This is a genomic window from Pinisolibacter sp. DMC19, assembly GCF_056313985.1.
In genome coordinates, this window is record NZ_JBQUZF010000005.1 from 50,254 (window position 1) to 72,256 (window position 22,003).

The following is a 22,003-nucleotide window of genomic DNA, read 5'->3' on the forward strand; positions in this document are numbered from 1 at the left end:
GCAAGCGTTAACCGCGGGGCCGGCGCCGGGCAACCCTCACGATGACACGAAATGTCTCGTAATCGATTGAAAAATCAATTCTTTTCATGCTGCAACGCAGCACTCGCCTTTGCACCGCCGTCGCGTTAGGGTGCCTCCGCTCGAATCGTCTCCGAAAGACGTGCGCGACGGACGAGCCGACCCGGATGGAACGCGACGACACGGAGGGAAGAACGATGATCCGTTTTCTCGTGCGCACGCTCGGTCTGTGGCTGCTGGCGGGCGGCTTCGCCGCCGCCGTGATCGACGGCATGACCTCGATCGCCGCCTCCGCACCCCGCCTGAACACCGCCGCCCAGTCGTGGAAATCCGTCTTTCCGGCAACCTTCGAGAGTGCCTCGACCTCGCTCGCCGCCGCCGCCGGACCGGCGGTGCGCGACGCCGTCTTCGGCCTCCTCGGCGTCGTGCCGACCTGCCTGCTGCTCGGCGTCGTCGGCTTCGTCCTGGTCGCGATCGCCCGCGACCGTTCGGGCGAACGCCCGGTGATCGCCCCGCGCGGATGACGGCCGTCATCGATTCGTGACGAAACGCCCCTAATCGCCAGCTCGACGCCGCGACGGCTGGCGAACGCGCGAGGCATCCCCATATCTCTCCCGCGACCGCGCCGAGACGCGCCGACCGCCTTCCGGCGGTCGCGACGCGCGGCCACAGGAGGAGACCCGCCATGAGCCTGTTCGGCCTTTCCCACGCCAAGCTCCGGATGCCGCCCGCCGGCGAAGCCCTGCCCGGCCGCGACGCGCCGATCCCGACCGCCACGCGCCATCGCATCTACGATCTCGACCTGAAGGCCGAGGCGCCCGAAGGTTGCGAGACCGCCTTCTTCGGCATGGGCTGCTTCTGGGGTGCCGAGCGCCTCTTCTGGCGTACCCCAGGCGTCGTCCTGACCGCGGTCGGCTATGCCGGCGGCGAGACGCCGAACCCGACCTATCGCGAGGTCTGCTCCGGTCAGACCGGTCACGCCGAAGTGGTCAAGGTGATCTACGACCCCGCCCGCGTCTCGTGGGACGCGTTGCTGCGCCTCTTCTTCGAGAGCCACGACCCGACCCAGGGCATGCGCCAGGGCAACGACGTCGGCACGCAGTATCGCTCGGCGATCTACACCACGACGCCGGCGCAGGCCGCCGCCGCCCATGCCGCCTGTGACGCCTACGACGCCCGCCTCGGTACCGCCGGCCTCGACCCGGTGACGACCGAGATCCGTGCCGCACCGCCCTTCTACTACGCCGAGGCCGAGCACCAGCAGTATCTCGACGTCCACCCCGACGGCTATTGCGGCCTCGCCGGCACCGGCATCGCCTGTCCGATCCCGCGCGGAGCACAGGCATGACGACGACGCTCGAAGCCCCCGCCTCGGCGACGCTGGCGATCACGCTGAAGCGCCGCCTCGCCGACGAGATCGCCGCGGCGCGGGCCACCCTCGCCGACCCCGCCCTGCCGCGCGAGGCGGTCGTCCATCGCGTCCGCCGTTGCCTCAAGCGGGCACGGAACCTGTGGTTCGTGTTGGAGCCGGTCGCCGGCGACCGCGAGGGCCGCGCCCGCCGGGTGCGCGAATGCGCCCGCCTCCTCGCCGATGCCCGCGATGCCGACGTCATGGCCGCCGAGGCCCGCCGCCTCGCCGACGACGGCCACGACGACGGGACCGCCCGTTTCGCCCGCGTCTGCGCCGACCGCGCCGCCGAGGCCCATCTGAGGACGCCGGACTTCGCCGCCGTCGACGCGCGCCTTCGCGCCTGCGAGGCCGACGCCCAGTCGCTGCCGCGGCTATTCCCGGCCGGCCGTCTGCTGCACGAGGGTCTCGTCGTCACCTATCGCCGCGGTCGCCGCATCTGGCGCGACCTCGACGACGGCGCCGGCGACGAGACGCTGCACGAATGGCGTCGCCACGTCGCCCGCCGCCGCCATCTGTCGGAGCTGGTGCCCTTCGCCACCGCCTCCACCGCGCCGTCGCTGCGCGACGATCTCGGCCGGCTCGGCGACGTGCTGGGCGAGGAGCACGATCTGGCGGTGATGAGCGAACGCGTCGTCGACGATGCCGGGCTGACGGCCGGCGAGGACGACCGCACCGCCCTCCTCGCCCGCTTCGCCCGCCGCCGCAAGGCGCTGCGCAAGGAGGCGCTGGAGCTCGGCGAAGACCTCTACGGTGCCCGCACCCGCGCCTTCGAACGCGAGCTGGAGAGGCTGGCCGATCTCTGATAGGGCTGGCGCGACACGGGAAACGGGGGCCGGCGCGGCCGGACGAGACGGGAGACGGACATGGCCGAAAAAACGATCGAACGCGGCCTCTTCGCCAGCCGCTGGCTGATGGCGCCGATGTATGTCGGCCTCGTCGGCGCGCTGCTCGTGCTGATGCTCAAGTTCGGCCAGGGTCTCTTCGAATTCGCCCTCCATTTCTGGGGAGCGTCGGAAGCGCAGACCGTCCTCGCCATCCTGTCGCTGATCGACATGACGCTCGCCGGCAACCTGCTGCTGATCGTCATCTTCTCGGGCTACGAGAACTTCGTCTCGAAGATCGACGTCGGCGACCACGAAGACCAGCCCGACTGGAAGGGCAAGGTCGACTTCGCCGCGCTGAAGATCAAGCTGATCGCCTCGATCGTCGCAATCTCGGGCATCCACCTGCTGAAGATCTTCATGGACATCGCCAAATACACCGACCGCGACATCATGTGGATGACGATCATCCACGTCGTCTTCGTCGGCTCGGGCGTCCTCCTCGCTCTGATGGACAAGATCCACGGCTCGCACACCAAGCAGGAAGCGCTGCACTGAGCGAGCGGGTGCGCGGTCACGCGCGCGCCACTCGGCCGGAGAGCGCGGCCACCGCGTGCCTCACTTCGCCAGCAGCACCTGTCGGCAGGCTTCCGGCAGGTCGGCGAGCATCATCGGCGGGCGCGGCTTTTCCGGCTCGCTCGGCTTCCACGGCTCCGGCCCCAGCCACCACGCGAGGTCGGCACCGCAGCCGTCGCCCGCGGGCGGCGGGTTCTGGTCGGCGCAAGACGCGTCACCGGCCGGGCAGGCGATGCGGACGTGGAAGTGATAGTTGTGGCCGTACCACGGGCGGACCTTGGCCAACCACGCCCGATCGGTCCCCGCCCAGTCGCACAACGCCTTCTTGATCGGCGGATTGACGAAGATGCGCGCCACCGCCGGATCGCGCGCCGCCTCGCGCACCAGCTTCGCGCGCGTCTCGGTCCACTTGCTGCGATCGAGCTCGCGTTTGGCCATGTCCACCATCGACACCGCCGAGATCGTCTCGCGCTCGTCGGCCGAGAGCCGGTGATCGGGCATCGGCGAGAACCAGATGTCGGCGTCGAGGCCGATCTGGTGACTGGCATGGCCCGTCAACATCGGCCCGCCGCGCGGCTGCGACATGTCGCCGACCAGCAACCCCGGCCAGCCGATCGCGCGCCCCCGGACGGCGAAGCGCTCGAGGAAGGCGATCAGCGCCGGATGACCCCAGTTGCGATTGCGCGAGAGCCGCATCACCTGCCACGCAGCCCCGTCGACCGGCAGCGCCGTGGCGCCTGCCAGACAGCCGCGGGCATAGGAGCCGATCGACCGCGCCTCGAGCGGCGCAGGCGTGGCCTTCTCGCCGAACAGGACCTTGGCGGCGTCCGACGGCAGCGCCGCCCGCGCTTTCTCCATCTCGGAGAGCCCGTCCGACCCGGTCGTCTGGGCAGAGGCCCCACCCGCCGCGAAGAGCGCGACGACGGCGAGCGCGAGGCTCGGCAGGGAGAAGAGACGATGCGCTCTCGACATGGCTCGTGCTCCGGCGTGACGGCGAGCGCCGATCATCGCCCCTGCGGCGTTTACGAATCGTTGACCATCACACCTCGATCGCGCGATGGACCAGCCGCGCGGCGACGAGATCCTCGAGCGCCGTGCCGACCGACTTGAAGAGCGTGATCTCGTCGTTGCTCGCCCGCCCGCCGACCGTGCCGCGGCAGAGCTCGGCCAGTTCGCCGACGATGCCTTGGGGCGCAAGCACGCCCGCCGCGATCGGCTGGGTGATGTCGCCGGCTTCCTTCATCGCCCCGGCGCGGGTGTCGACGAAGACCCGGGCACGCGCCACCGCCGCATCGTCGGCCTCGCGCATGGCGGGCGTGTAGCCGCCGACGAGATCGACATGAGTGCCGGGCTTCAGCCACGCCCCGCGGATCAGCGGTTCGGTCGACATGGTGGCGGCCGAGACGACGTCGGCTTCGCGCACCGCCGCCTCGAGATCGTCGGTCGCCGTCACCTTGAACGAGCGCCCGGCGAATGTCGCGGCGAAGGCCTCGGCCTTGGCACGCGAGCGGTTCCACACCGTCACCTCCTCGATCGGCCGCACGCTCGCATGCGCTTCGACCAGATGTTCGGCGAGCGACCCCGCTCCGACCATGACGAGGCGGCGCGCATCCGGTCGTGCGAGGTAGTCGGCGGCGAGCGCCGAAGCGCCGGCGGTGCGCCACAGCGTCAGCCGCGCCCCGTCGAGCACGGCGAGCGGCACGCCGGTGACGCCGGAGAGGAGCACGTAGGCGCCGACCACCGAGGCGAGCCCGCGCGCCGCGTTGCCCGGGATCACCGAGACGATCTTGACGCCCATCACCGCGTCGTCGCCGATCGCGTTCGTCGTATCGCTCCAGGCCGGCATCAGCAGCAGCATGGCGTCGTCCTCGCCCGCCCGCTTCATCGGATGGTGATGGCGCACCGGCGTCACCACCGCCTCGCGGAAGCCGGCGCGCAGCGCCTCGACCATGCCCGGGCGTGTCAGGACGCGATCGATCGCGTCCGCGTCGATGCCGATCATCGCGGGAACCCTCGTCTGGAAAGATGGACTGGCGAAACCCGCCGAAATCAGGCGGCGCGCGCGGGGCCGGGGGCCGGCAGTGCCGGACCCGGCGCGGGCGCCGGTGCGGTCAGCGCGGCGACGACGGCGTCCTTCTCGGCGACCTGGGCGGCGAGACCCGCCCTCTCGGCCTCGAGCCGCACCGCCTCACGCCGGATGGCCCGGGCCGCCTTGCGATGGATGCCCTGACGCCACCAGGTGACGATGCCGCCGAGCATCACGCCGAGGATCAGCGCGGCGAGCGGCAGCAGGAACAGCGGCAGCGTGACCGAGAGTGCCGGATCGTCCGGGCGGAACGGATCGAGCGAGACGGTGACGAGGCGGCGATTGGCCACGGCGAGCGCCACCACGACCACGCCGATCGGCAGCGCCAGGAGCCAGGTGAAGAATCGCTTCATCGCGACGTCCCCGTTCGATGTTCGATGGTCTGAGAGCGGATCCCGGCTCAGTCGCCGAGATCGACGCCGTCGTTCAGCCGCTCGCGCATTTCCTTGCCGGTCTTGAAGAACGGCACGTATTTCTCGGTCACCGAGACCTTCTCGCCGGTGCGCGGATTGCGGCCGGTGCGGGCGGGGCGGTTCTTGACCGAGAAGGCGCCGAAGCCGCGCAGCTCGACGCGGTCGCCGCGGGTCAGCGCACCGGTGATCTCGTCGAGCACGGCGTTGACGATGTGCTCCACGTCACGCTGATAGAGATGCGGGTTGCGCTCTGCCAGCCGCGTCACCAGCTCGGACTTGATCATCGACCGATCCCCTCGAAATCACTCGGATTTTTGGTTGCGTCCAAGGTGCCAGTCCGACCGCAGTCCGTCAAGCGAACGCATTGCCGCGATCTCGCCGTCGAGACCCAGCGCGGCGGTGATCCCGGCGGTCGCCGCCGCGGCCGCCGACTGCACCCAAGGGAAGGGCGTGTCGGGCCGCTTCGGCTTCCAGTCGACGATCGGCAGGCCGGCCGCGACGCCCTTCGACTGCAGCCACTCGACCGCCACGCTCTCCTCGCCGATCGCGTCGATCAGCTTGAGATCCAGCGCCTGATGGCCGGTGACGACACGCCCGTCGGCGAGTTCCAGCGCCTTGTCGCGCGGCAGGCCGCGGCGATCGGCGACGAGGCCGACGAACCAGTCGTAGGTGTCGCGGATCGCCCGGTCGAGCATGGCGCGGGCTTCCGGCGAGGTCGGCTTGAAGGGCGTCGGCTCCGCCTTCATCGGCGAGGACTTCACCTCCTCGAGCTTGACGCCCACCATCTTCATCAGTTCGGAGACGTCGCCCCACTGCGCGAGAACGCCGATCGAACCGGTCAGCGCCGTGCGCCGCGCCACGATCCGGTCGGTGCCGAGTGCCGTCATGTAGCCGGCCGAGGCCGCGAGCGTGCCGACCCAGCTCGCCGTCGGCTTCTTCGCCGACAGCCGCCGCAGGCTCTCGTAGAGCGCCTCGCCGGCCGAGGTCGCGCCGCCGGGACTGTCGATGTCGACGATCACGCCCTTGACCGCGTCGGACTTGGCGATCTCGTCGATCATCGCGATCAGCGGCCGGTCCGGCAGCATCATGCCCTTGACCGAGATCCGCGCCACGTGCGGCTGGGCCGTCGACGGGCCGAGCCCGCCGAAACGCGCGCCGAGCGCCGCCACCGCGACGACCGCCAGCACGATCGCGGCGATCCGCCAGAAACCGAGACGACGCTTCAGCCGACGTCGGTCGGCGATCGCGTCCGGATCGAGGAGCATGGGGGAGACCTCCAGTGAACCAGACGCACAGCGTTATCGAGCCCGGGCGGCGGAAACAAGCCCCGCCCGTCACGTCCTCGTGAGCGCCGTCACCGGGGCGGAAACGAAAAGACCCGCGCCGGTTTCCCGACGCGGGTCTCGATGGATGGGTCGGCCGGGAAACCCGGCCGGCCGATCACTTGTCTTCGGTACGCGCGCGCAGGGCGGCGCCGAGGATGTCGCCGAGCGAGGCACCCGAGTCGGACGAACCGAACTGGGCGATCGCTTCCTTCTCTTCGGCCACTTCGAGCGCCTTGATCGAGACGCCGACCTTGCGGGTCTTGCGGTCGAAGGTGATGACGCGGGCATCGAGACGCTCGCCGACGGCGAAACGGTCCGGACGCTGGTCACCACGCTCGCGGGCGAGCTCGGAGCGCTTGATGAAGGTGGTGAACTCGGTGTCGACGATCTTAACGTCGATGCCCGAATCCTTCACCTCGGTCACTTCGCAGGTGACGATCGCGCCGCGGCGCAGATCACCGGCCTTCTCGAAGGGGTCGCCGGCGAGCTGCTTGACGCCGAGCGAGATGCGCTCCTTCTCGACGTCGACGTCGAGAACCACGGCCTTGATCTTGTCGCCGCGACGGAACTCCTCGATGACCTGCTCGCCCGGACGGTTCCAGTCGAGATCGGAGAGGTGGACCATGCCGTCGACATCGCCGTCGAGACCGACGAACAGACCGAACTCGGTCTTGTTCTTGACCTCGCCTTCGACGACGGTGCCCTGCGGGTACTTGTCGACGAAGACTTCCCACGGGTTGGCGAGCGTCTGCTTCAGGCCGAGCGAGATGCGGCGCTTGACCGGATCGACCTCGAGCACCATCACTTCGACTTCCTGCGAGGTCGAAACGATCTTGCCCGGATGGACGTTCTTCTTGGTCCAGGACATCTCGGAGACGTGGATCAGGCCTTCGATGCCCGGCTCGAGTTCGACGAACGCACCGTAGTCGGTGATGTTCGTGACGCGACCCGCGAACTTGGCGTTGATCGGGTACTTGGCGACGATGCCCTCCCACGGATCCGCCTCGAGCTGCTTCATGCCGAGCGAGATACGATGGGTTTCCGGGTTGACGCGGATGATCTGGACCTTGACGGTCTGACCGATCGACAGCACCTCGGAGGGATGGTTGATGCGGCGCCACGCGATGTCGGTGACGTGCAGCAGGCCGTCGATGCCGCCGAGGTCGACGAACGCACCGTAGTCGGTGATGTTCTTGACCACGCCGTCGACGATCTGGCCTTCCTGCAGGCTCTGCACCAGCTCCGAACGCTGTTCCGCGCGGGTCTCTTCGAGAACCGTACGACGCGACACGACGATGTTGCCGCGACGCTTGTCCATCTTCAGGATCTGGAACGGCTGCGTCACGTGCATCAGCGGGGCGACGTCGCGCACCGGGCGGATGTCGACCTGCGAGCGCGGCAGGAACGCCACGGCGCCGTCCAGGTCGACGGTGAAGCCACCCTTGACCTGGTTGAAGATGATGCCGGTGACCTTCTCGTTCTTGCCGAAGGCTTCTTCGAGACGGGTCCAGCTCTCTTCGCGACGCGCCTTCTCGCGGGAGATGACGGCTTCGCCGAGCGCGTTCTCGACGCGGTCGAGATAGACTTCGACTTCGTCGCCGACCTTGAGACCGCCGTCGCGGCCCTGGGCGCCGAATTCCTTGAGCGCGACGCGACCTTCGACCTTCAGGCCGACGTCGATGACCGCGAGGTCCTTCTCGATCGCGACGATCTTGCCCTTGACGACCGAGCCTTCGTACAGATTGGACTGCTCGAAGGATTCTTCGAGAAGGGCAGCGAATTCGTCGCGGGTGGGGTTCATCTGAGACATTGAAACTCCTGATGCCGAAATATCGGCGAGCGCCGGCTTGGGTTCGCGTTGGTTTCCGATCCCGATCGCGTCCGGATCCCCTCTGGGGAAACGCCCGGGGGATCACCCACGGGTGCCGGCGCCGGCGAACGTGCTCGAGATCGTCGTTCGAACGATGCCCGCCCTCCCCTCGCCCCGGAAACCCGATGCGACCGGCGTTTCGGACGCCGATGGAAGGCGGACGCGCCCCGTTGCCGGGACACCCGCTCGAACCGGCGTTCCATAGCCGACGCGCCCCGATCCGGCAAGGCCGAAACGGCGGAAATGCGAGAAAATCAGCCGACGGCGGCCCGTTTGGCCGTCACCATCGCCATGGCGGCTTCGAACGCACCGTCGCGGTCGAGCGTCGAGGTGTCGAGCACCAGCGCATCGGCGGCCGGCCTGAGCGGCGCGACGGCGCGGTTGCTGTCCCGTTCGTCGCGCTCGCGCGTCTCCTCGAGGATGGTCTCGTAGTGGACGTCGCGGCCCTTCGCCAACAGCTCGTCGGTGCGGCGGCGGGCACGCACTTCCGGCGAGGCGGTGACGAAGATCTTCACGTCGGCGTCCGGGCAGATCACCGTGCCGATGTCGCGCCCGTCGAGCACCGCGCCGGGGGCCTTCGCGGCGAAGGCGCGCTGGAAGTCGACCAGAGCCGCACGCACCGACGGATGCACCGCCACCCGCGACGCCAGTTCCCCCGCCTCGCGGCCGCGCAGATCGCCGCGCGCGAGGTCCGCCGGATCGAGGGCTTCCGCGAACTGGCCGGCGACCAGCGGATCGTCGAGATCGTAGCCGCGATCGAACATCAGCCGGCCGATGGCGCGATAGAGCAGCCCGGTGTCGAGATGCGGCAGGCCGAGGGCTTCCGCCAACCGCAGCGCCAGCGTGCCCTTGCCCGCGGCGGCCGGGCCGTCGATCGCCACGACGAAGGGACGGGAGGCGTCGGTCATCGTGCGGCTCGTCAGAAATCGAGGTCGGCGTAGGTCGACGCCGGCGGGATGGCGAGGATGCGATCGGAGAGCAGCGTGCGGAACGACGGCCGCGACTTCACCAGCCCGTACCAGGACTTGGTGGTGTCGTCCTCCGACCACGGCACCTCGCCGAGATAGTCGACGCAGGAGAGCGCCGCGGCGGCGGCGAGATCGGCATAGGACAGCCGCGCCCCGGCGAGCCAGTCGCGCGTCGCCGTCAGCCAGCCGAGATACTTGAGGTGATGGCGGATGTTGGCGCGCGCCGCCCGCATCACCGCCGAATCCGGCGCCCCGCCGCCCTGCGCCCGCGGGATCTCCAGCTTGAAGATCTTCTCGTGGACGAGATAGCCGACGACTTCGGCGTCGAACTTGCCGAGGAACCAGTCGACCAGCCGCCGCACCTCGGCGCGGGTCTCGGCGTGCTGCGGCATCAGTCGGCGATCGCCCATGGCATAGCCACGAGTCTCGTCGAGATATTCCATCACGACCGAAGCGCCGCAGATCGGCGGGCCGTCGTTCTCGACCAGCACCGGCAGCGAGCCGGCCGGATTGAGCAACAGGAAGTCGCGCCGCCGCTCCCAGGGCTTTTCCACCACCAGATCGGGCGTCACGCCGTATTCGGCACAGGCCAGCCGCACGAAACGGCTCGAGGTCGAGAACGGGTGATGAAAGAGCGTGAGCATCTCGGTCCGGAAAAGCAGCGCCGCGACGTTTCGCCGGCGCAGACCTTCCTATAGGCCGCGTCGGCGCCCCCGACAAGCCGAGGACGCCCCCGACGAGACTCGGTCTCACCACCCGTCGCCGCGCCCGCCGAACCGGCGGGCGCCCGGCGCGGCACCTCAGGCGGTGCGGTCGCGGTTGAACTGGCCCTGCTCGCGGAAGCGCCAGAGATAGCTCTCGATCACCGCCTCGATCGCCGTCGGCGTGATGCCGAGGCCGGCGAAGGTGCGCCCCTCGGCGACCGCCGCGTCGGAGACGACGTTGTCGACCTTGAGCAGCTCGAGCTGATCGACGGTGACGACCGGGTTCGGCAGGATCTGCAGCACGCTCGCCGCGATCTTGGCGATCGAGAAGGGCACCGGCACCAGGAGGCGCTTGCGGCGCGAGGCGGCCAGCACCAGCTCGGCGCATTCGCGGAAGGTCTTCACCTCGGGGCCACCGAGCTCGTAGGTGGCACCCGCCCTGGCGCCGCCCTCGACCGCCACGGCGATCGCCTCGGCGACGTCGCGCACGTAGGTCGGCTGGAAGCGGGTGGCACCACCGCCGAACAGCGGCATGACCGGCGACAGCGTGGCGAGGAAGCCGAGCTTGTTGAAGAAGTCGTCGTCGGGCCCGAACAGCACCGAGGGACGCAGCACCACCGAATCGGGCAACACGTGCAGCACCGCCTTCTCGCCCAGCGCCTTGGTGCGGGCATATTCCGACGCGCTCGCCTCGTCGGCGCCGATCGCCGAGACGTGGACGATCGAGGAGAGGCCGGCCGACTTGGCGACCTCGGCGATCATGTGGGCGCCGTCGGCCTGGACGTCGGCGAAGGTCTGCTTGCCCGAGGGGGCGAGGATGCCGACCAGATTGACGACCGCGTCGGCGCCTTCGATCGCGCGTTCGACCGACCAGCGGTGATCGCGGCGGATGTTGGCCTGGACGCCGACGATCTGGCCGGGACCGCCGCAGGGCTGGAGTTGGCCGGCGAGATCGGGGCGACGGCAGGCAGCACGGATGCGCCAGCCCCGGGCGGCGAGCGCGCGAACCACCTGGCGGCCGACGAAGCCGGAGCCGCCGAAGACGGTGACCAGCTTGGATTCGTTGGAGGCGACGTCGGAAGCGGTCATGCGCGTGAACCCCTGGCTGTGGCGGGTCTCGTTCGACTTGATGTGGAACGGTTCTTAACGCTCGCCGCGGCTCCTGTGAAGCGCTTCGACACTCGCCCTTGGTGGAAAGGTCGAAAGACGGCGACGGACCCGATTGACAAGCCTCCGTCGACCCCTTAACAAGCCCCCCGTTGCCCAGGTGGCGGAATTGGTAGACGCGCACGGTTCAGGTCCGTGTTCCGCAAGGAGTGGAGGTTCGAGTCCTCTCCTGGGCACCATTTCACGGAGACGCGTTCTCCTCCGTGATCCTCCAGAGACATTCGACCCGCCGTCTTCGCGAGCCTCGACGCATGTCCGCGTCGTGCGGGCCGCCGTCCCGTCAGGCGCCGCCCGTCTTGATCTCGACCTTGAAGCCCGTGATCTCCTGAAACGCCTCGATGCTCCAGGATCCCAGCCGGCGGAACACGTCGGCGATGTTGTGGGTGTGCAGCACCGCCAGATCCGGATGGGCGTGGATGTGCGCGTAGCGCGCCGCCGGCAGCGCCTCGCCGCCGAATCGCTGCAACAGGATCGCCGCCGCCTGCTGCTCGGGCGCCGTCGCGCCACCGGTCGAGGGCACGAATCGGCTGGGCGTCGTCGGCCAGGCGTCGATCATCTTCAGACACCCGGTGATCGCCGAGCGCGACAGCTTCACCCCCGGCGCCAGGCAGTAGAAGTCGCCGAGAAGCGACGGCAGCGCCGGCGGATGGTAGTAGCGGATGCCGTATTCGGCGCCCGAGAAGGAATGCAGGTCCTGCATGTAGAGGACCCGTTTGCCGTCACCCGGCCCCCAGACGAAGGCGAAGACCTCCTGCGGGCAGTCGAGGAAGAAGACGTCGGTGCCGATCAACAGGCGGAAGCCGTCGTCGTCGAGCAGCGCGAAGTCGGACAGCATCCGGATCACGCAGAACCGATCGATCTCGGTCAGATTGCCGAGCGCGTTGGCGAATTCCGCGTTCTCCTCGAAGCGCCCGCCCTCGATCCGGTCGAGCGCCACCACCTCGAAGGGGAACGAGAAGTGGCGGCAGAGCGCCTCCGCCGCCGCCACGAAGGGCGAGATCGTGTGGATGCGCACGGTGATGTCGAGATAGGGCGCGACGTGGCGGTCGATGGTCAGGAGCGACAGCGCGAGTTCGGAATAGAGCTTCGGGTTCGACTGGTCGGCGGCAAAAAAGGCGGCATAGCGAATCGTCAGCATCGAATCGACCCTCGGCGAATGTCGCCCGAGACTAAGCGCAGCGACGCGTTTCGCCGAGAAGGAAGAATGCGAACCGCTCAGGGCGCCGCATCGGTGCCGGCGACGAGCCCCCGGAGCCGCCGCGCCAGATCGACGACCTCGGCACGGAAGAACGCCGCCAGGATCGCCCCGTAGACCACCGCGCCGACGAGCGTCGCCGCGGCGAGGCACATCCACGGTCCGACGGCGTCGACCGGCAGCCGGGCGAGCCCAGCCGTCACCACCGCCCACATCGGCAGCGCCGCCGCCACCGCCGGCAGGATCGCGCGGCGGCTGGTCGCCAGCGGCAGACCGATCGCCGAGCGCATCGCCAGAAGGCTCCAGATCGCCACGCCGAGCGAGCGCACCACCTGACCGACCGCCACCGCCGCCAGCCCGAAGGGCGCCGTCGCCGCCGTCAACACCGCCGCCGCCGCGGTCTGGACCAGACCCTGACGCACCAGCGCGCCGGTGTGGCCGGTCACCGTCATCATCGGCGCGAAATAGACGTCGACGGCCCCGGAGAGCGCCATGAAGCCGAGGATCTCGAGGATCGGGATCGACGCGACCCACTTGTCGCCGAACACCAGCGGCATCATGACCCCCGCCACGGCGGAGGCGCCGAGCAGCATCGGCACCAACACCAGCGCCGAGACCTCGGCCAATCGGCCGTAGGCGTCGAACAGCCGGACCCTGTCGCCCTTCAGGCGGCCGAAGGCGACCAGCGCCACCGACGCCAACGGCTGGATGGTGCAGTAGAGCAGCACCTCGAAGACCTTCCAGGCGGTGCGCAGGTGACCGAGCGCCGCCGTGCCGAGGAAGATCGCCACCATCAGGTCCATCAGCTTGGTGTTGGCCATCTGCATCACCCCGGCGACGGCGATCTGCGCACCGGACCGCAGCGACCGCCCGAGCGCCGCCGAGCGGCCGAAACCCGGACGCGACGGCCGCCACGGGTCGGCGAGCCACAGGACCATGTTCTGCACGACGACGGTCGCGATCTTCTGGACCGCGAGCGCGTGGACACCCCATCCCGCCGCCGCCGCTGCGACACCGGCGATGCCGCCGAGCAACGTGCCGGCGAGCGTGCGTCGCGCCAGGGCGCGATGGCCGAAGGCGCGTTGCAACCGCGCCTCCGGCACCGCCGAGAGGTTCTGCAGCAGCACGACCGGCGTCAGCCACGTCAGGACCGACGCCAGCGCCGGCGATCCGAAGGCGGCCCCCGCGGGAACGGCCAGCAGCGCGATCAGCACCGCCAGACCGAGACCGGTCGCCGCCAGGAACCAGAAGACGTCGGCCACCTGCGCCTCGTCGAGCGTCTCCTCGCGAATCAGCACCTCGACCAGTCCGAGCCGGCCGACCAGCGCGCCGGCGTCGATCGCCACCAGCGCCAGCGCCATGATGCCGAAGGCGGTCGGGTCGAGCAGGCGGGCGAGATAGACGAAGAAGGCGAGGTTGATCAGCTGCTGTCCGACGTTGGCGAACAGGTTCCACAGGCTCGAGGCGAGGGTGCGCCGGCCGACGCTCATGCGCCTCTCTCCGCCCCCTGCGGCGGTCCGTCGTAACGACCGAACCGCACCGCCAGCCGCCAGGCGGCGCCGCGCGCCAGATAGCGCATCAGGAAGGGACGCGACGCCAGCAGCCGCAGGGCGCCGACGACGTCGTGACCGTGCAGCCGCGCCTTGAGGTCGCGCGCCGCATCGGCGTGTTCGAGATAGCGCCGCCGCCGATCGATCGCCGCCCGCTCCTTCGGCCCAAGCCGATCGCCGTATTTCGCCAGCAGGACATCGCCGTTGCGGATCAGCTCGAGGCCGCGCATCCGCGTGCGCGAATGCTCCGAGCGGCTGCCGTCGGCCTCGCTGATCGGCAGGACGTAGACGTAGCCCGGCTCGGAGGTGATCCGCGCCCGTGCGCCGTGCAGGAAGAGTTCGGCATAGAAGACGAAATCCTCGCCGTAGCGCAGGTCGGCCGGCCAGGCGAGGTGGTGTGCGGCCAGGAACTCGGCCCGGATGATCGGCTTCAGCAGGCCGAAGACGAAGCCGCGGGCGGGCAGGTCGTTGTCGAGCAGGTCGAGCAGCGTCCAGTCGCGCACCGTTCCGTCGTGCGGCAGGCCGGAGCGGACGATCCGCCCGTCGGCCGGATCCTTCATCCAGAGATTGTCGGCGACGAGGTCGAGACCTTCGCGTTCGCCGAGTGCGACCAGCCGCTCCAGCCGGTCGGGCAGATAGAGGTCGTCGGTATCGAGCAGGGCGATCCAGCGTCCGCGCGCCTCGGCGAGCGCCCGATTGCGCGCCACGGCCGGTCCGCCGTTTTCCGTCTGCCGCACCAGACGGACACGCGGGTCGCGCGCCGCGACGGCGGCGACCACCTCGGCGGTGCGATCGGAACTGGCGTCGTCGACGACGATCGCCTCCCAATCCACGAGCGTCTGCGCGGCGAGCGAGGCCAGCGCGTTCTCGACGAAGGTCGCCGCCTCGTAGGCCGGCATCACCACGCTGACGCGGGGGCCGGAGGTCGAGCCGTCGGTGCTGGTCATCGTCGGATCCGTGGAATGCGAGCGCCGTCGTCCGAGCGCGGTGGCTCGGCGGATGGGTCCATCAATCGGCGAAAATGCTTGCGATCGCGTTACGTCAGCCGCCCCGGGCGTCGCCGCCCGAAGGACGGAGCGCATCCGCCTTCGATGTTCGAGAGTGGTGCCCCAGGTCGGACTCGAACCAACACGCCGTCGCCGGCAACAGATTTTGAGTCTGCCGCGTCTACCATTTCGCCACTGGGGCCGCACGGCGGCGCATATTAGTCGGGAAGGGTCGGGCGTCAACGGCGCCGACGACGTCATCACCGCCGATCACGTCGCCTCGAGCGACGCCGCGGAGGTGGACGCCCTCGCCCGCCTCCGCTAAACCCGGCCGATCGCAGCCGCCGACGAGACCCCCCGATGCTGAAACGCCTCTACGACTGGACCCTGTCGCTCGCCGCCCGCAAGACGGCGGAGGTCTGGCTGGCGGTCATCGCCTTCATCGAGAGTTCGGTCTTCCTGGTGCCGGCCGACGTGCTGTTCCTGCCGATGGGCCTCGCCCGGCCGGATCGCGTCTATCGCTACGCCTTCATCGCCACCGCGGCCTCGGTCGCCGGCGGCATCGCAGGCTGGATGCTCGGTCACTACGCCTTCGACGCGCTCGCCATGCCGATCCTCGAGTTCTACCACAAGGTCGAAGCCTTCGAGCGGCTGAAGCGCGACTGGGGCGACTCGGTCCTCCTGTTGCTGATCACCTCGGGCCTCGCCCACCTGCCGCCGATCAAGGTGGTGACGATCCTCTCCGGCGTGATGAAGGTCGACCTCTGGCTCTTCGTCGTCTCGGCCATCGCCGCCCGCGGCGCCCGGTTCTATGCGCTCGCCTGGGCGCTGAAGCGCTGGGGCGAGCCGATCCGCCACTTCATCGAGAACCGCCTCGGCCTGATCGCCGGCCTCGCCGCCGCCTTGATCATCGTTCTCTATCTCGCCGTAAAGCTGCTCGGGTGAACCGAGCGGGGAGACCGACGATGACCATTCCCGCCCCGTTCCTGCGCCGCGACACGATCGCGCTCCTCCTCGCGATCGCCGCCGTCGGCATCGTCGCCACCGCCTGGGGCTTCGAGCTGATCGGCGGCTTCGTGCCCTGCCGACTCTGCCTCGAGCAGCGCGTGCCCTATTACGCCGGCGCGCCGCTGGCGCTCCTCGCCTTCGGCCTCGACCGCTTCCGCCTGCCGGCACTGCTGCCGCGTCTGGCGCTCGTGGCGCTCGCCGGGCTCTTCGCCTGGGGTCTGTGGGTCGGCGCCTTCCAGGCCGGTGCGGAATGGAGCTGGTGGCCGGGTCCGGCCGACTGTTCCGGCGCCCGCCTCGGCGCCCTGCCGTCGAAGGCCGGCGATCTGCTCGGCTCGCTCGGCGCCGCCAACGTCGTCGACTGCACCAAGCCGCAGATCCGCATCCTCGGCCTGTCCTTCGCCGGCTGGAACGTGCTGACCTCGCTCGGCCTGATCGCCGTCACGCTCTTCGCCGCCCTGCGCGCCGAAGGCCCGCGCGCCCGCGCCTGATCGGCCGGCCTCACCGGAGGTCGAAGCGCACCGAGATCGACGAGCGGTAGACACCGCCCGGCGGCGGCGGCAGACGCACCGCCGCCATCATCCCGTGCACCGCCGCGTCGAGATCGCCGTGGCCCGACGATCGCACGATCGAATGCGACACGATCGTGCCGCCACCCCCCACCGTGAAGGCGACACCGACCGCGCCGGCGATGCCGCGCTCGCGCGCCGAGGCCGGATAGTGCTTGTGGCGGGCGATCTCGGCCGCGACCAGCGAGGCATAGGACGCCGCCGCTGCCCGCCGCGCCTCGGCCTCCGAAGCCCGCGCCGCGGCCTGCGCCGAGGCGTCGATCGACGAAACCCGCGTCGGCTCCTCGACCTCGCGCGGTTTGCGCTTTTCCTTCTTGCGCTCGACCGGCTTCTTCGGCCGTTCGCGCGGTGCCTCCGGCCGCGGCTCGGGGATCGCCACCTCGGCGACCGGGGTCGGCACGGCGATCGGCGGCGTCTCCTCGACGACCTCCGGCGGCGGCGGTTCCGGCTCGGGCGGCGGCGCCTCGGCGCGCGAGGCGTCGCTCGGCAGCACCTCCGGCGTCGGCTCGGGCGAGGGTTCGGGCTCGGAGACCACCGCGATCTCGATCGGTCCTGAGCCGGGCGTCACCGCCTCGCCGAAATGCGCGGCGAAGACCGCCGCATGCACGCCGACGACGGCGGCGATCACCGCCGGACGCAGCCAGACCGGTCGGATCGCGAAGGGGGTCACCGGATCGTCTCGTCGACCGTGGTCGCGGCGGCGAGCGTCGCCGCCGGCGAACGGGGATCGGTTGCCGCCGTCGGGGTCGACCGGCTCTGCGACACCAGCGCGATGCGCGAGAAGCCGCCGGCGGCCAAGAGATCGATCACCCCGACCACCTCGCCGTAGGCCGCCTCGCGATCGCCGCGAACGTGGATGGAGCGGGTGTCGTCACCCTGCGTCCGCGCCCGCACCGCCTCGACCAGCGCGTCGCGGCCGACGATGTCCTGGCCGACGGCGACGCCGCCGTCGCGCGTCACCGACACGACGATCGGTTCCGCCGGCGGCAGCGGCCGGGCGGCGGCGGCGCGCGGCAGATCGACCTTGAGGCCGGCCGCCAGCATCGGCGCGGTGATCATGAAGACGACGAGCAGCACCAGCATCACGTCGACCAACGGCGTGACGTTGATGTCGGCGAGCGGGCGATGACGGCGGGCGAGGCCGGATTGGCGAGCGACGGGGGTCACGGCGTGGCTCCTCCTTCGACGAGATCGACGGCATGGGCTTCGACACGGTCGCCGAGATCGGCGGCGATGGCGGAGAAGGCGGCGCCGAGCCGGCTGTAGCCGACCGACGCGGGGATCGCCGCGGCGAGCCCCCAGGCGGTGGCGGCGAGCGCCTCGGCGATGCCGGGGGCGACCACCGCGAGGCTGGTGTCGCGAGCCGCGGCGATGCCGGCGAAGCTCGCCATGATGCCCCAGACGGTCCCGAACAAGCCGACGAAGGGCGCCACCGAAGCGATCACCGCCAGATCGGGCATTCGCCCCTCGGCGCGGGCGAGGAGCGCGCGGCCGACCGCCACCATCGCTTCGCCGAGCCGATGACGGCGCTCGCCGATCGTCTCGCCGGGGAGCACGCGCGCCGCGGCCGACGCCCCGGCGGCGAAGACCGGCGCGAAGAGACCGTCGGCGACGGGCCGGGTCAGGGCGCGCCGCAGACGGACGACGGCGACGGTCGCCTCGACGATCAGCACCCAGCACCACACCGAGGCGAGGCCGAGGACGATCATCACCGATCGGCCGACGAGACCGGCACTCTCGTAGAGCGCCAGCGGGGAGAGCGAGATGGTTTCCAACGGAGAACTCCGAATGCCCGGTCGATCCGGCCGATCGACCCTTCCGACGACGCCGGACGGGGCGCGAGGGTCACCCGCGCCCCCGGTGATCAGAACGCGACCTTGGCGGTGGCGAAGATCGACCGCCCCGGACCCGCCAGCGGGCCGATCGCACCGGTCTTCTTGTTCTCGCCGAAGTCGATGCCGGAGAGCGGGCTCGAGTATTTCTGGTCGAGCAGATTGTCGACGCCGACCTCGAGACGGACGTTCCGCCACTGATAGCCGGTCCGCCAGTTGACCAGGGCATAGCCCGCGGTGCGCAGCTCGTTGCGGGTCGAGGACACGTCGGTCTTGGAGGAGACCATCTGCACCTCGGCATGCTGGCTCCAGGCGCCGAGACGATGATCGAGACCGATCGCGCCCTCGAGCGGCATCACCCGGTAGAGCCCGTCGTTGGTGTCGAGGTTGCGCCCGTGGGTGTAGGCGGCGCGGCCCGACACGTCGAAGCGACCCCAGGTCGCCGAGGTCCACACCTCCGCCCGTACCGCGGCGTCGAAACCGTAGAGCTGGGCGTCGTGATTGGCGAACTGCAGCAGCGGGAAGGTGCCGTAGCTGATGCCGGTGCCGGTCTTGCGGTCGGCGTCGATGTAGTTCTCGACATGGGAGAACCACGGCGTGACCTTGACCTCCCACGCCTTCTTCGCCGGATCGTGCAGCACCAGCGTCGTCGACAGCGTGTGGGCGACCTCGGGCTTCAGATCGATGTTGCCGACATAGCCGTTGGCATCGCCGAACCACGAGATCATCCGGCTCGCCATCGCACCGGTCGACCACGAATAGCGCTCGTAGAAGTTCGGCGAGCGGGTCTTGCGGGCATAGCCGAACTCGAACTCGGCCGTCTCCAGCGGCTTCCAGCGGGCGAGCGCCGTCAGATCGAAGTTGACGTCGGTCTTGCCGTGCGAACGGGCATTGAAGGCGGAGCTGTCGCTCAGATAGTTCACCCGCGTCGCCATGCCCATCATGTTCGGTCCGACGTCGACGGCGCTGTAGCCGCCGACGTTGCCGGTATCCATCCAGACGGTGTCGTTGCGGATGCCGAGGAGGCCCGACCATTCCTTGGAGAACACGTGTTCGAGTTCGGCCCAGGTACCGAGCCGGTCGCGCCGTGCGCCGTTGATGTTGACGAAGGTCGAGCAGCACATCGTCGTCGTCATGCCGGCCACCGGCGGCCACCAGTCGTCGAGCGTGGTGTGCTGGAACTCGTTGCCGATCCGGAGCGTGTCGGCCTTGCCGATCGGGATCTCGGCCTTGACCGACCAGCCGCTGTCGGTGCCGTTGGTGTACATCGGCATGCCCTTGCTCGACGCGGCGTCGATGCCGTTCGACATCTTGTCGGCGAGGAAGTTCATGTAGTGGCGCGTCTCCTGCCACGAGGCGCGGGCGTCGAGCCTGCCCCAGTCGTAGGTGTTCTCGAAGCGGACGTTGATGAACTCGCTGCGGTTGTAGAGCATGTCCATGCGGACGTTCGGGAAGCCCTGGTAGGGGATGTCCTGCAGGCCGGCGGCGAAGGTCAGCAGGCCGCTGTCGAGCCGCCGGGCGAGCGTCACCGCGTGGTTCTGCGTCGCATAGAGCGAATCGCGCACGATCTTGCCGTCGCCCGCCTTGTAGTTCTGCCCGCGCGAGCCGGCGCCGTCGTATTCGAGGCTCCAGTCGGCATTGGCGACCGAGGCGTTGAGCGCCCCGCCGATCACGTTGCCGTTCGAGCGATAGAAGGTCGACACCGAACCGTGGGCGACGACGCCGTTACCGAGCTGGAGGCCCGGCAGACCGTCGATGCCGACCGAGCCGGCGAAGCGCAGCGCCCGCGGCTCGACGATGATCGAGCCGGCGATGTTGTCGCCGCCCTTGGAGACCGGCGTCACGCCCGCCAGCACCTCGACCTTGCCGATGCGCGACGGGTCGACATAGGACAGCGGCGGATTCATGTGGTTGCCGCAGGCCGAGGTGATGGCCATGCCCATGGTCAGCACGTTGATGCGGTCGTCGCCGAGGCCGCGCATCACCGGCAGCGAGGAGACGCCGCCGCCGGCCGCCACCTGGACGCCGGGGATCGCCGTCAACATGGCCGCGGTGTCGTCGGAGACGGCGGCCGCGGCGAGCGGCTCGCCGGTCAGCGTGAAGGCGCCGATCGGGGTCGAGAGCCCGGCGGGCGCCGCCGCCGGCTTGGCGCGCTCGGCGGTGACGACGACTTCGGGAAGGGGCTCCGCGGCCTGCTTCTTCTGCGGCGCGGCCTGGGCGGGAAGGGTGAGAACGACGGCGGCGAGGAGCGCGGTGCTCCCCATGAGACCGATACGGGACATGACGATTTTCCTGATGCCGGGCGGACGCGTGGCGTCGCGCGCCAAGACGGCCGGACGCGCGAAAACGCGCCGGCGGCTACGAGCAGGTCAGGAAAGAGCGGGCGGTGCGCGGCCGCGGATCTGGTCGAGGTGCCGTTCGGCGACGACGGCCTCGACGACGATGCGCCAGGCGACGATCGCGGTCGCGGGCGGCAGGTCGACGGGGATCTGCACGAAGACCGGCGGCGCATGGCCGCCCGCCGCCACCAGCTGGCAGAGGCCGCAGGCCTCGCCGTGACGGGCGAGCCCGTGATCGGTGTTGCCGGAGAGATCGGTGCCGTCTTCGTCGTGGAGACAGATCGAGGCTTCCGCCGCGGGATCGAAGGTCATCCGCATCATGGCCGCGCTCGCACCCACCGGCGCGAGGATCTGAACGATCAACGCCAGTGTGACGAGCAGACGCGACGCGAAGCGGACGGAACGCGACAAAACGGATACCCCTTGCCCCGATCGTCTCTTAACATTTCATCGACGCCGCACAACTTGATTTCCATCAACAATTGGGCGAACAGCGCCGCGCTCGCGCGGAAAGGGCGGGGCGACCGATCGCCGCGACCATTCCCGTCCGCCGCTCACGGATCGAGTTCGGTATCCCAGTAGAGATAGTCCATCCAGCTCTCGTGCAGATGGTTCGGCGGAAAATGCCGGCCGGCCTCGTGCAGGTCGTGGACCGTCGGCCGCCACGGCATCTGATGGGCGTGGAGCCCCGCCTCGCGCATCGAGCGGTCGCCCTTGCGCAGGTTGCAGGGGGCGCAGGCGGTCAGGATGTTCTCCCAGGTCGTCTGCCCGCCGCGCGCCCGCGGCACCACGTGGTCGAAGGTCAGGTCCTGGCCCGAACCGCAATATTGGCAGGTGAAGCGATCGCGCAGGAAGACGTTGAACCGGGTGAAGGCCGGCGTCCGTTCGGAGCGGACATAGGACTTGAGCGACACCACAGAGGGCAGCGCCATGCTCAGGCTGGGACTGCGGACGGCGACGTCGTAGCAGGCGAGAATGTCGACGCGGTCCATGAACACCGCCTTGATCGCCTCCTGCCAGGACCAGAGCGACAGCGGGTAATAGCTGAGCGGACGGTGGTCGGCGTTCAGCACGAGAACGGGATGGGATCGGGGCGTCACGTGGATCGTCAAGGCGCACCTCGCTCTCCGCTGGGAGCGGTGCTGACCTCGCCGACGATCGAATCGGC

The 22,003-nt window shown here is 69.8% G+C and carries 24 protein-coding genes and 2 tRNA genes; 7 read left to right on the top strand and 19 right to left on the bottom strand.

Translation table 11 applies throughout. The annotated features are described in order from the left end of the window. Nucleotides 1-215 precede the first annotated feature (215 nt). The 4 genes from ACT53U_RS13360 (at nt 216) to ACT53U_RS13375 (ending at nt 2,808) form a co-directional block, all read left to right on the top strand. Nucleotides 216-542, top strand: a complete 327-nt coding sequence (locus ACT53U_RS13360; RefSeq protein WP_476155815.1) for a hypothetical protein — start codon at nt 216-218, stop codon at nt 540-542. Nucleotides 543-703: 161 nt separating this feature from the next. Further along, on the top strand, nt 704-1,366 hold the full coding sequence (gene msrA, locus ACT53U_RS13365) for a peptide-methionine (S)-S-oxide reductase MsrA (protein WP_476155817.1): 663 nt from the start codon (nt 704-706) through the stop codon (nt 1,364-1,366). Then, a complete protein-coding gene (locus tag ACT53U_RS13370; protein WP_476155819.1) occupies nt 1,363-2,232 on the top strand; it encodes a CHAD domain-containing protein in 870 nt (289 codons plus the stop codon). Before msrA ends, ACT53U_RS13370 begins: the two co-directional genes overlap by 4 nt. 60 nt (nt 2,233-2,292) lie before the next feature. Then, a complete protein-coding gene (locus ACT53U_RS13375) occupies nt 2,293-2,808 on the top strand; it encodes a TIGR00645 family protein (RefSeq protein WP_476155821.1) in 516 nt (171 codons plus the stop codon). 60 nt (nt 2,809-2,868) lie between these two features. Here ACT53U_RS13375 and mepA read toward each other — a convergent pair whose 3' ends face one another. The 9 genes from mepA to ACT53U_RS13420 form a co-directional block, all read right to left on the bottom strand. Continuing rightward, on the bottom strand, nt 2,869-3,798 hold the full coding sequence (mepA, locus tag ACT53U_RS13380) for a penicillin-insensitive murein endopeptidase (protein WP_476155823.1): 930 nt from the start codon (nt 3,796-3,798) through the stop codon (nt 2,869-2,871). Nucleotides 3,799-3,865: 67 nt separating this feature from the next. Further along, nucleotides 3,866-4,828 (bottom strand): bifunctional Delta(1)-pyrroline-2-carboxylate/Delta(1)-piperideine-2-carboxylate reductase, encoded by a 963-nt coding sequence (gene lhpI / locus ACT53U_RS13385; protein WP_476155825.1) that lies wholly within the window; start codon nt 4,826-4,828, stop codon nt 3,866-3,868. A 47-nt stretch (nt 4,829-4,875) separates the two neighbouring features. Beyond that, nucleotides 4,876-5,265: a lipopolysaccharide assembly protein LapA domain-containing protein gene (locus tag ACT53U_RS13390; RefSeq protein ID WP_476155827.1), complete on the bottom strand. Its 390-nt coding sequence runs from the start codon at nt 5,263-5,265 to the stop codon at nt 4,876-4,878. Nucleotides 5,266-5,312: 47 nt separating this feature from the next. Then, nucleotides 5,313-5,609 carry an integration host factor subunit beta gene (locus tag ACT53U_RS13395; protein WP_476133354.1) on the bottom strand — a complete coding sequence of 99 codons (297 nt, stop codon included), beginning with the start codon at nt 5,607-5,609 and terminating at the stop codon, nt 5,313-5,315. Nucleotides 5,610-5,627: 18 nt separating this feature from the next. Then, nucleotides 5,628-6,590 carry a signal peptide peptidase SppA gene (gene sppA, locus ACT53U_RS13400; RefSeq protein ID WP_476155829.1) on the bottom strand — a complete coding sequence of 321 codons (963 nt, stop codon included), beginning with the start codon at nt 6,588-6,590 and terminating at the stop codon, nt 5,628-5,630. A gap of 175 nt (nt 6,591-6,765) precedes the next feature. After that, on the bottom strand, nt 6,766-8,460 hold the full coding sequence (gene rpsA, locus ACT53U_RS13405) for a 30S ribosomal protein S1 (protein WP_476133356.1): 1,695 nt from the start codon (nt 8,458-8,460) through the stop codon (nt 6,766-6,768). Between the two features lie 314 nt (nt 8,461-8,774). Continuing rightward, on the bottom strand, nt 8,775-9,428 hold the full coding sequence (gene cmk, locus ACT53U_RS13410; RefSeq protein ID WP_476155831.1) for a (d)CMP kinase: 654 nt from the start codon (nt 9,426-9,428) through the stop codon (nt 8,775-8,777). A gap of 11 nt (nt 9,429-9,439) precedes the next feature. Next, nucleotides 9,440-10,132, bottom strand: a complete 693-nt coding sequence (locus ACT53U_RS13415) for a glutathione S-transferase family protein (RefSeq protein ID WP_476155832.1) — start codon at nt 10,130-10,132, stop codon at nt 9,440-9,442. A gap of 156 nt (nt 10,133-10,288) precedes the next feature. Next, complete coding sequence (locus ACT53U_RS13420) at nt 10,289-11,281, bottom strand: complex I NDUFA9 subunit family protein (RefSeq protein WP_476155833.1); 993 nt, start codon at nt 11,279-11,281, stop codon at nt 10,289-10,291. Nucleotides 11,282-11,453: 172 nt separating this feature from the next. Here ACT53U_RS13420 and ACT53U_RS13425 point away from each other — a divergent pair. Next, nucleotides 11,454-11,538: transfer RNA gene (locus ACT53U_RS13425), tRNA-Leu, on the top strand. Between the two features lie 101 nt (nt 11,539-11,639). On the opposite strand, the gene ACT53U_RS13430 is transcribed toward ACT53U_RS13425, so the two are convergent. The 4 genes from ACT53U_RS13430 to ACT53U_RS13445 form a co-directional block, all read right to left on the bottom strand. After that, on the bottom strand, nt 11,640-12,497 hold the full coding sequence (locus ACT53U_RS13430) for a hypothetical protein (RefSeq protein ID WP_476155835.1): 858 nt from the start codon (nt 12,495-12,497) through the stop codon (nt 11,640-11,642). A 77-nt stretch (nt 12,498-12,574) separates the two neighbouring features. Further along, entirely contained in the window at nt 12,575-14,044 is a 1,470-nt protein-coding gene (locus ACT53U_RS13435) for an oligosaccharide flippase family protein (RefSeq protein WP_476155837.1), read from the bottom strand. Then, the gene (locus tag ACT53U_RS13440) at nt 14,041-15,051 is read right to left on the bottom strand and encodes a glycosyltransferase family 2 protein (protein WP_476155839.1); all 1,011 of its coding nucleotides are present in this window, start codon (nt 15,049-15,051) and stop codon (nt 14,041-14,043) included. The genes ACT53U_RS13435 and ACT53U_RS13440 overlap by 4 nt, the downstream gene beginning before the upstream one ends. Before the next feature lie 155 nt (nt 15,052-15,206). Next, nucleotides 15,207-15,292 (bottom strand) — tRNA-Leu (locus tag ACT53U_RS13445). 158 nt (nt 15,293-15,450) lie between these two features. Between ACT53U_RS13445 and ACT53U_RS13450 the strand changes: the two genes are divergently transcribed. Together ACT53U_RS13450 and ACT53U_RS13455 are read left to right on the top strand one after the other, a co-directional pair. Next, nucleotides 15,451-16,035 (top strand): YqaA family protein, encoded by a 585-nt coding sequence (locus ACT53U_RS13450; protein ID WP_476155840.1) that lies wholly within the window; start codon nt 15,451-15,453, stop codon nt 16,033-16,035. A gap of 20 nt (nt 16,036-16,055) precedes the next feature. Continuing rightward, on the top strand, nt 16,056-16,586 hold the full coding sequence (locus ACT53U_RS13455; RefSeq protein ID WP_476155842.1) for a disulfide bond formation protein B: 531 nt from the start codon (nt 16,056-16,058) through the stop codon (nt 16,584-16,586). 10 nt (nt 16,587-16,596) lie between these two features. On the opposite strand, the gene ACT53U_RS13460 is transcribed toward ACT53U_RS13455, so the two are convergent. The 6 genes from ACT53U_RS13460 to ACT53U_RS13485 all read right to left on the bottom strand — a co-directional run bounded on the left by ACT53U_RS13460 (nt 16,597) and on the right by ACT53U_RS13485 (nt 21,947). Then, the gene (locus ACT53U_RS13460; protein WP_476155844.1) at nt 16,597-17,334 is read right to left on the bottom strand and encodes an energy transducer TonB; all 738 of its coding nucleotides are present in this window, start codon (nt 17,332-17,334) and stop codon (nt 16,597-16,599) included. Then, complete coding sequence (locus ACT53U_RS13465; protein WP_476155846.1) at nt 17,331-17,831, bottom strand: ExbD/TolR family protein; 501 nt, start codon at nt 17,829-17,831, stop codon at nt 17,331-17,333. The genes ACT53U_RS13460 and ACT53U_RS13465 overlap by 4 nt, the downstream gene beginning before the upstream one ends. Next, complete coding sequence (locus ACT53U_RS13470; protein ID WP_476155848.1) at nt 17,828-18,439, bottom strand: MotA/TolQ/ExbB proton channel family protein; 612 nt, start codon at nt 18,437-18,439, stop codon at nt 17,828-17,830. The genes ACT53U_RS13465 and ACT53U_RS13470 overlap by 4 nt, the downstream gene beginning before the upstream one ends. Nucleotides 18,440-18,528: 89 nt before the next feature. After that, a complete protein-coding gene (locus ACT53U_RS13475; protein WP_476155850.1) occupies nt 18,529-20,778 on the bottom strand; it encodes a TonB-dependent receptor in 2,250 nt (749 codons plus the stop codon). 87 nt (nt 20,779-20,865) lie between these two features. After that, complete coding sequence (locus tag ACT53U_RS13480; RefSeq protein WP_476155851.1) at nt 20,866-21,246, bottom strand: DUF2946 family protein; 381 nt, start codon at nt 21,244-21,246, stop codon at nt 20,866-20,868. Nucleotides 21,247-21,389: 143 nt separating this feature from the next. Continuing rightward, a complete protein-coding gene (locus ACT53U_RS13485; protein ID WP_476133372.1) occupies nt 21,390-21,947 on the bottom strand; it encodes an HNH endonuclease in 558 nt (185 codons plus the stop codon). Between the last annotated feature and the right edge of the window lie 56 nt (nt 21,948-22,003).

Bases quoted from the DNA above. Each gene is read 5' to 3' on its own strand.
- ACT53U_RS13420 (WP_476155833.1), bottom strand. From the start codon at position 11,281: ATGACCGCTTCCGACGTCGCCTCCAACGAATCCAAGCTGGTCACCGTC.
- ACT53U_RS13455 (WP_476155842.1), top strand. From the start codon at position 16,056: ATGACCATTCCCGCCCCGTTCCTGCGCCGCGACACGATCGCGCTCCTC.
- ACT53U_RS13430 (WP_476155835.1), bottom strand. From the start codon at position 12,497: ATGCTGACGATTCGCTATGCCGCCTTTTTTGCCGCCGACCAGTCGAAC.
- ACT53U_RS13435 (WP_476155837.1), bottom strand. From the start codon at position 14,044: ATGAGCGTCGGCCGGCGCACCCTCGCCTCGAGCCTGTGGAACCTGTTC.
- ACT53U_RS13375 (WP_476155821.1), top strand. From the start codon at position 2,293: ATGGCCGAAAAAACGATCGAACGCGGCCTCTTCGCCAGCCGCTGGCTG.
- mepA (WP_476155823.1), bottom strand. From the start codon at position 3,798: ATGTCGAGAGCGCATCGTCTCTTCTCCCTGCCGAGCCTCGCGCTCGCC.
- sppA (WP_476155829.1), bottom strand. From the start codon at position 6,590: ATGCTCCTCGATCCGGACGCGATCGCCGACCGACGTCGGCTGAAGCGT.
- msrA (WP_476155817.1), top strand. From the start codon at position 704: ATGAGCCTGTTCGGCCTTTCCCACGCCAAGCTCCGGATGCCGCCCGCC.
- lhpI (WP_476155825.1), bottom strand. From the start codon at position 4,828: ATGATCGGCATCGACGCGGACGCGATCGATCGCGTCCTGACACGCCCG.
- ACT53U_RS13390 (WP_476155827.1), bottom strand. From the start codon at position 5,265: ATGAAGCGATTCTTCACCTGGCTCCTGGCGCTGCCGATCGGCGTGGTC.
- ACT53U_RS13440 (WP_476155839.1), bottom strand. From the start codon at position 15,051: ATGACCAGCACCGACGGCTCGACCTCCGGCCCCCGCGTCAGCGTGGTG.
- rpsA (WP_476133356.1), bottom strand. From the start codon at position 8,460: ATGTCTCAGATGAACCCCACCCGCGACGAATTCGCTGCCCTTCTCGAA.
- ACT53U_RS13360 (WP_476155815.1), top strand. From the start codon at position 216: ATGATCCGTTTTCTCGTGCGCACGCTCGGTCTGTGGCTGCTGGCGGGC.
- cmk (WP_476155831.1), bottom strand. From the start codon at position 9,428: ATGACCGACGCCTCCCGTCCCTTCGTCGTGGCGATCGACGGCCCGGCC.
- ACT53U_RS13395 (WP_476133354.1), bottom strand. From the start codon at position 5,609: ATGATCAAGTCCGAGCTGGTGACGCGGCTGGCAGAGCGCAACCCGCAT.
- ACT53U_RS13450 (WP_476155840.1), top strand. From the start codon at position 15,451: ATGCTGAAACGCCTCTACGACTGGACCCTGTCGCTCGCCGCCCGCAAG.
- ACT53U_RS13475 (WP_476155850.1), bottom strand. From the start codon at position 20,778: ATGTCCCGTATCGGTCTCATGGGGAGCACCGCGCTCCTCGCCGCCGTC.
- ACT53U_RS13415 (WP_476155832.1), bottom strand. From the start codon at position 10,132: ATGCTCACGCTCTTTCATCACCCGTTCTCGACCTCGAGCCGTTTCGTG.
- ACT53U_RS13370 (WP_476155819.1), top strand. From the start codon at position 1,363: ATGACGACGACGCTCGAAGCCCCCGCCTCGGCGACGCTGGCGATCACG.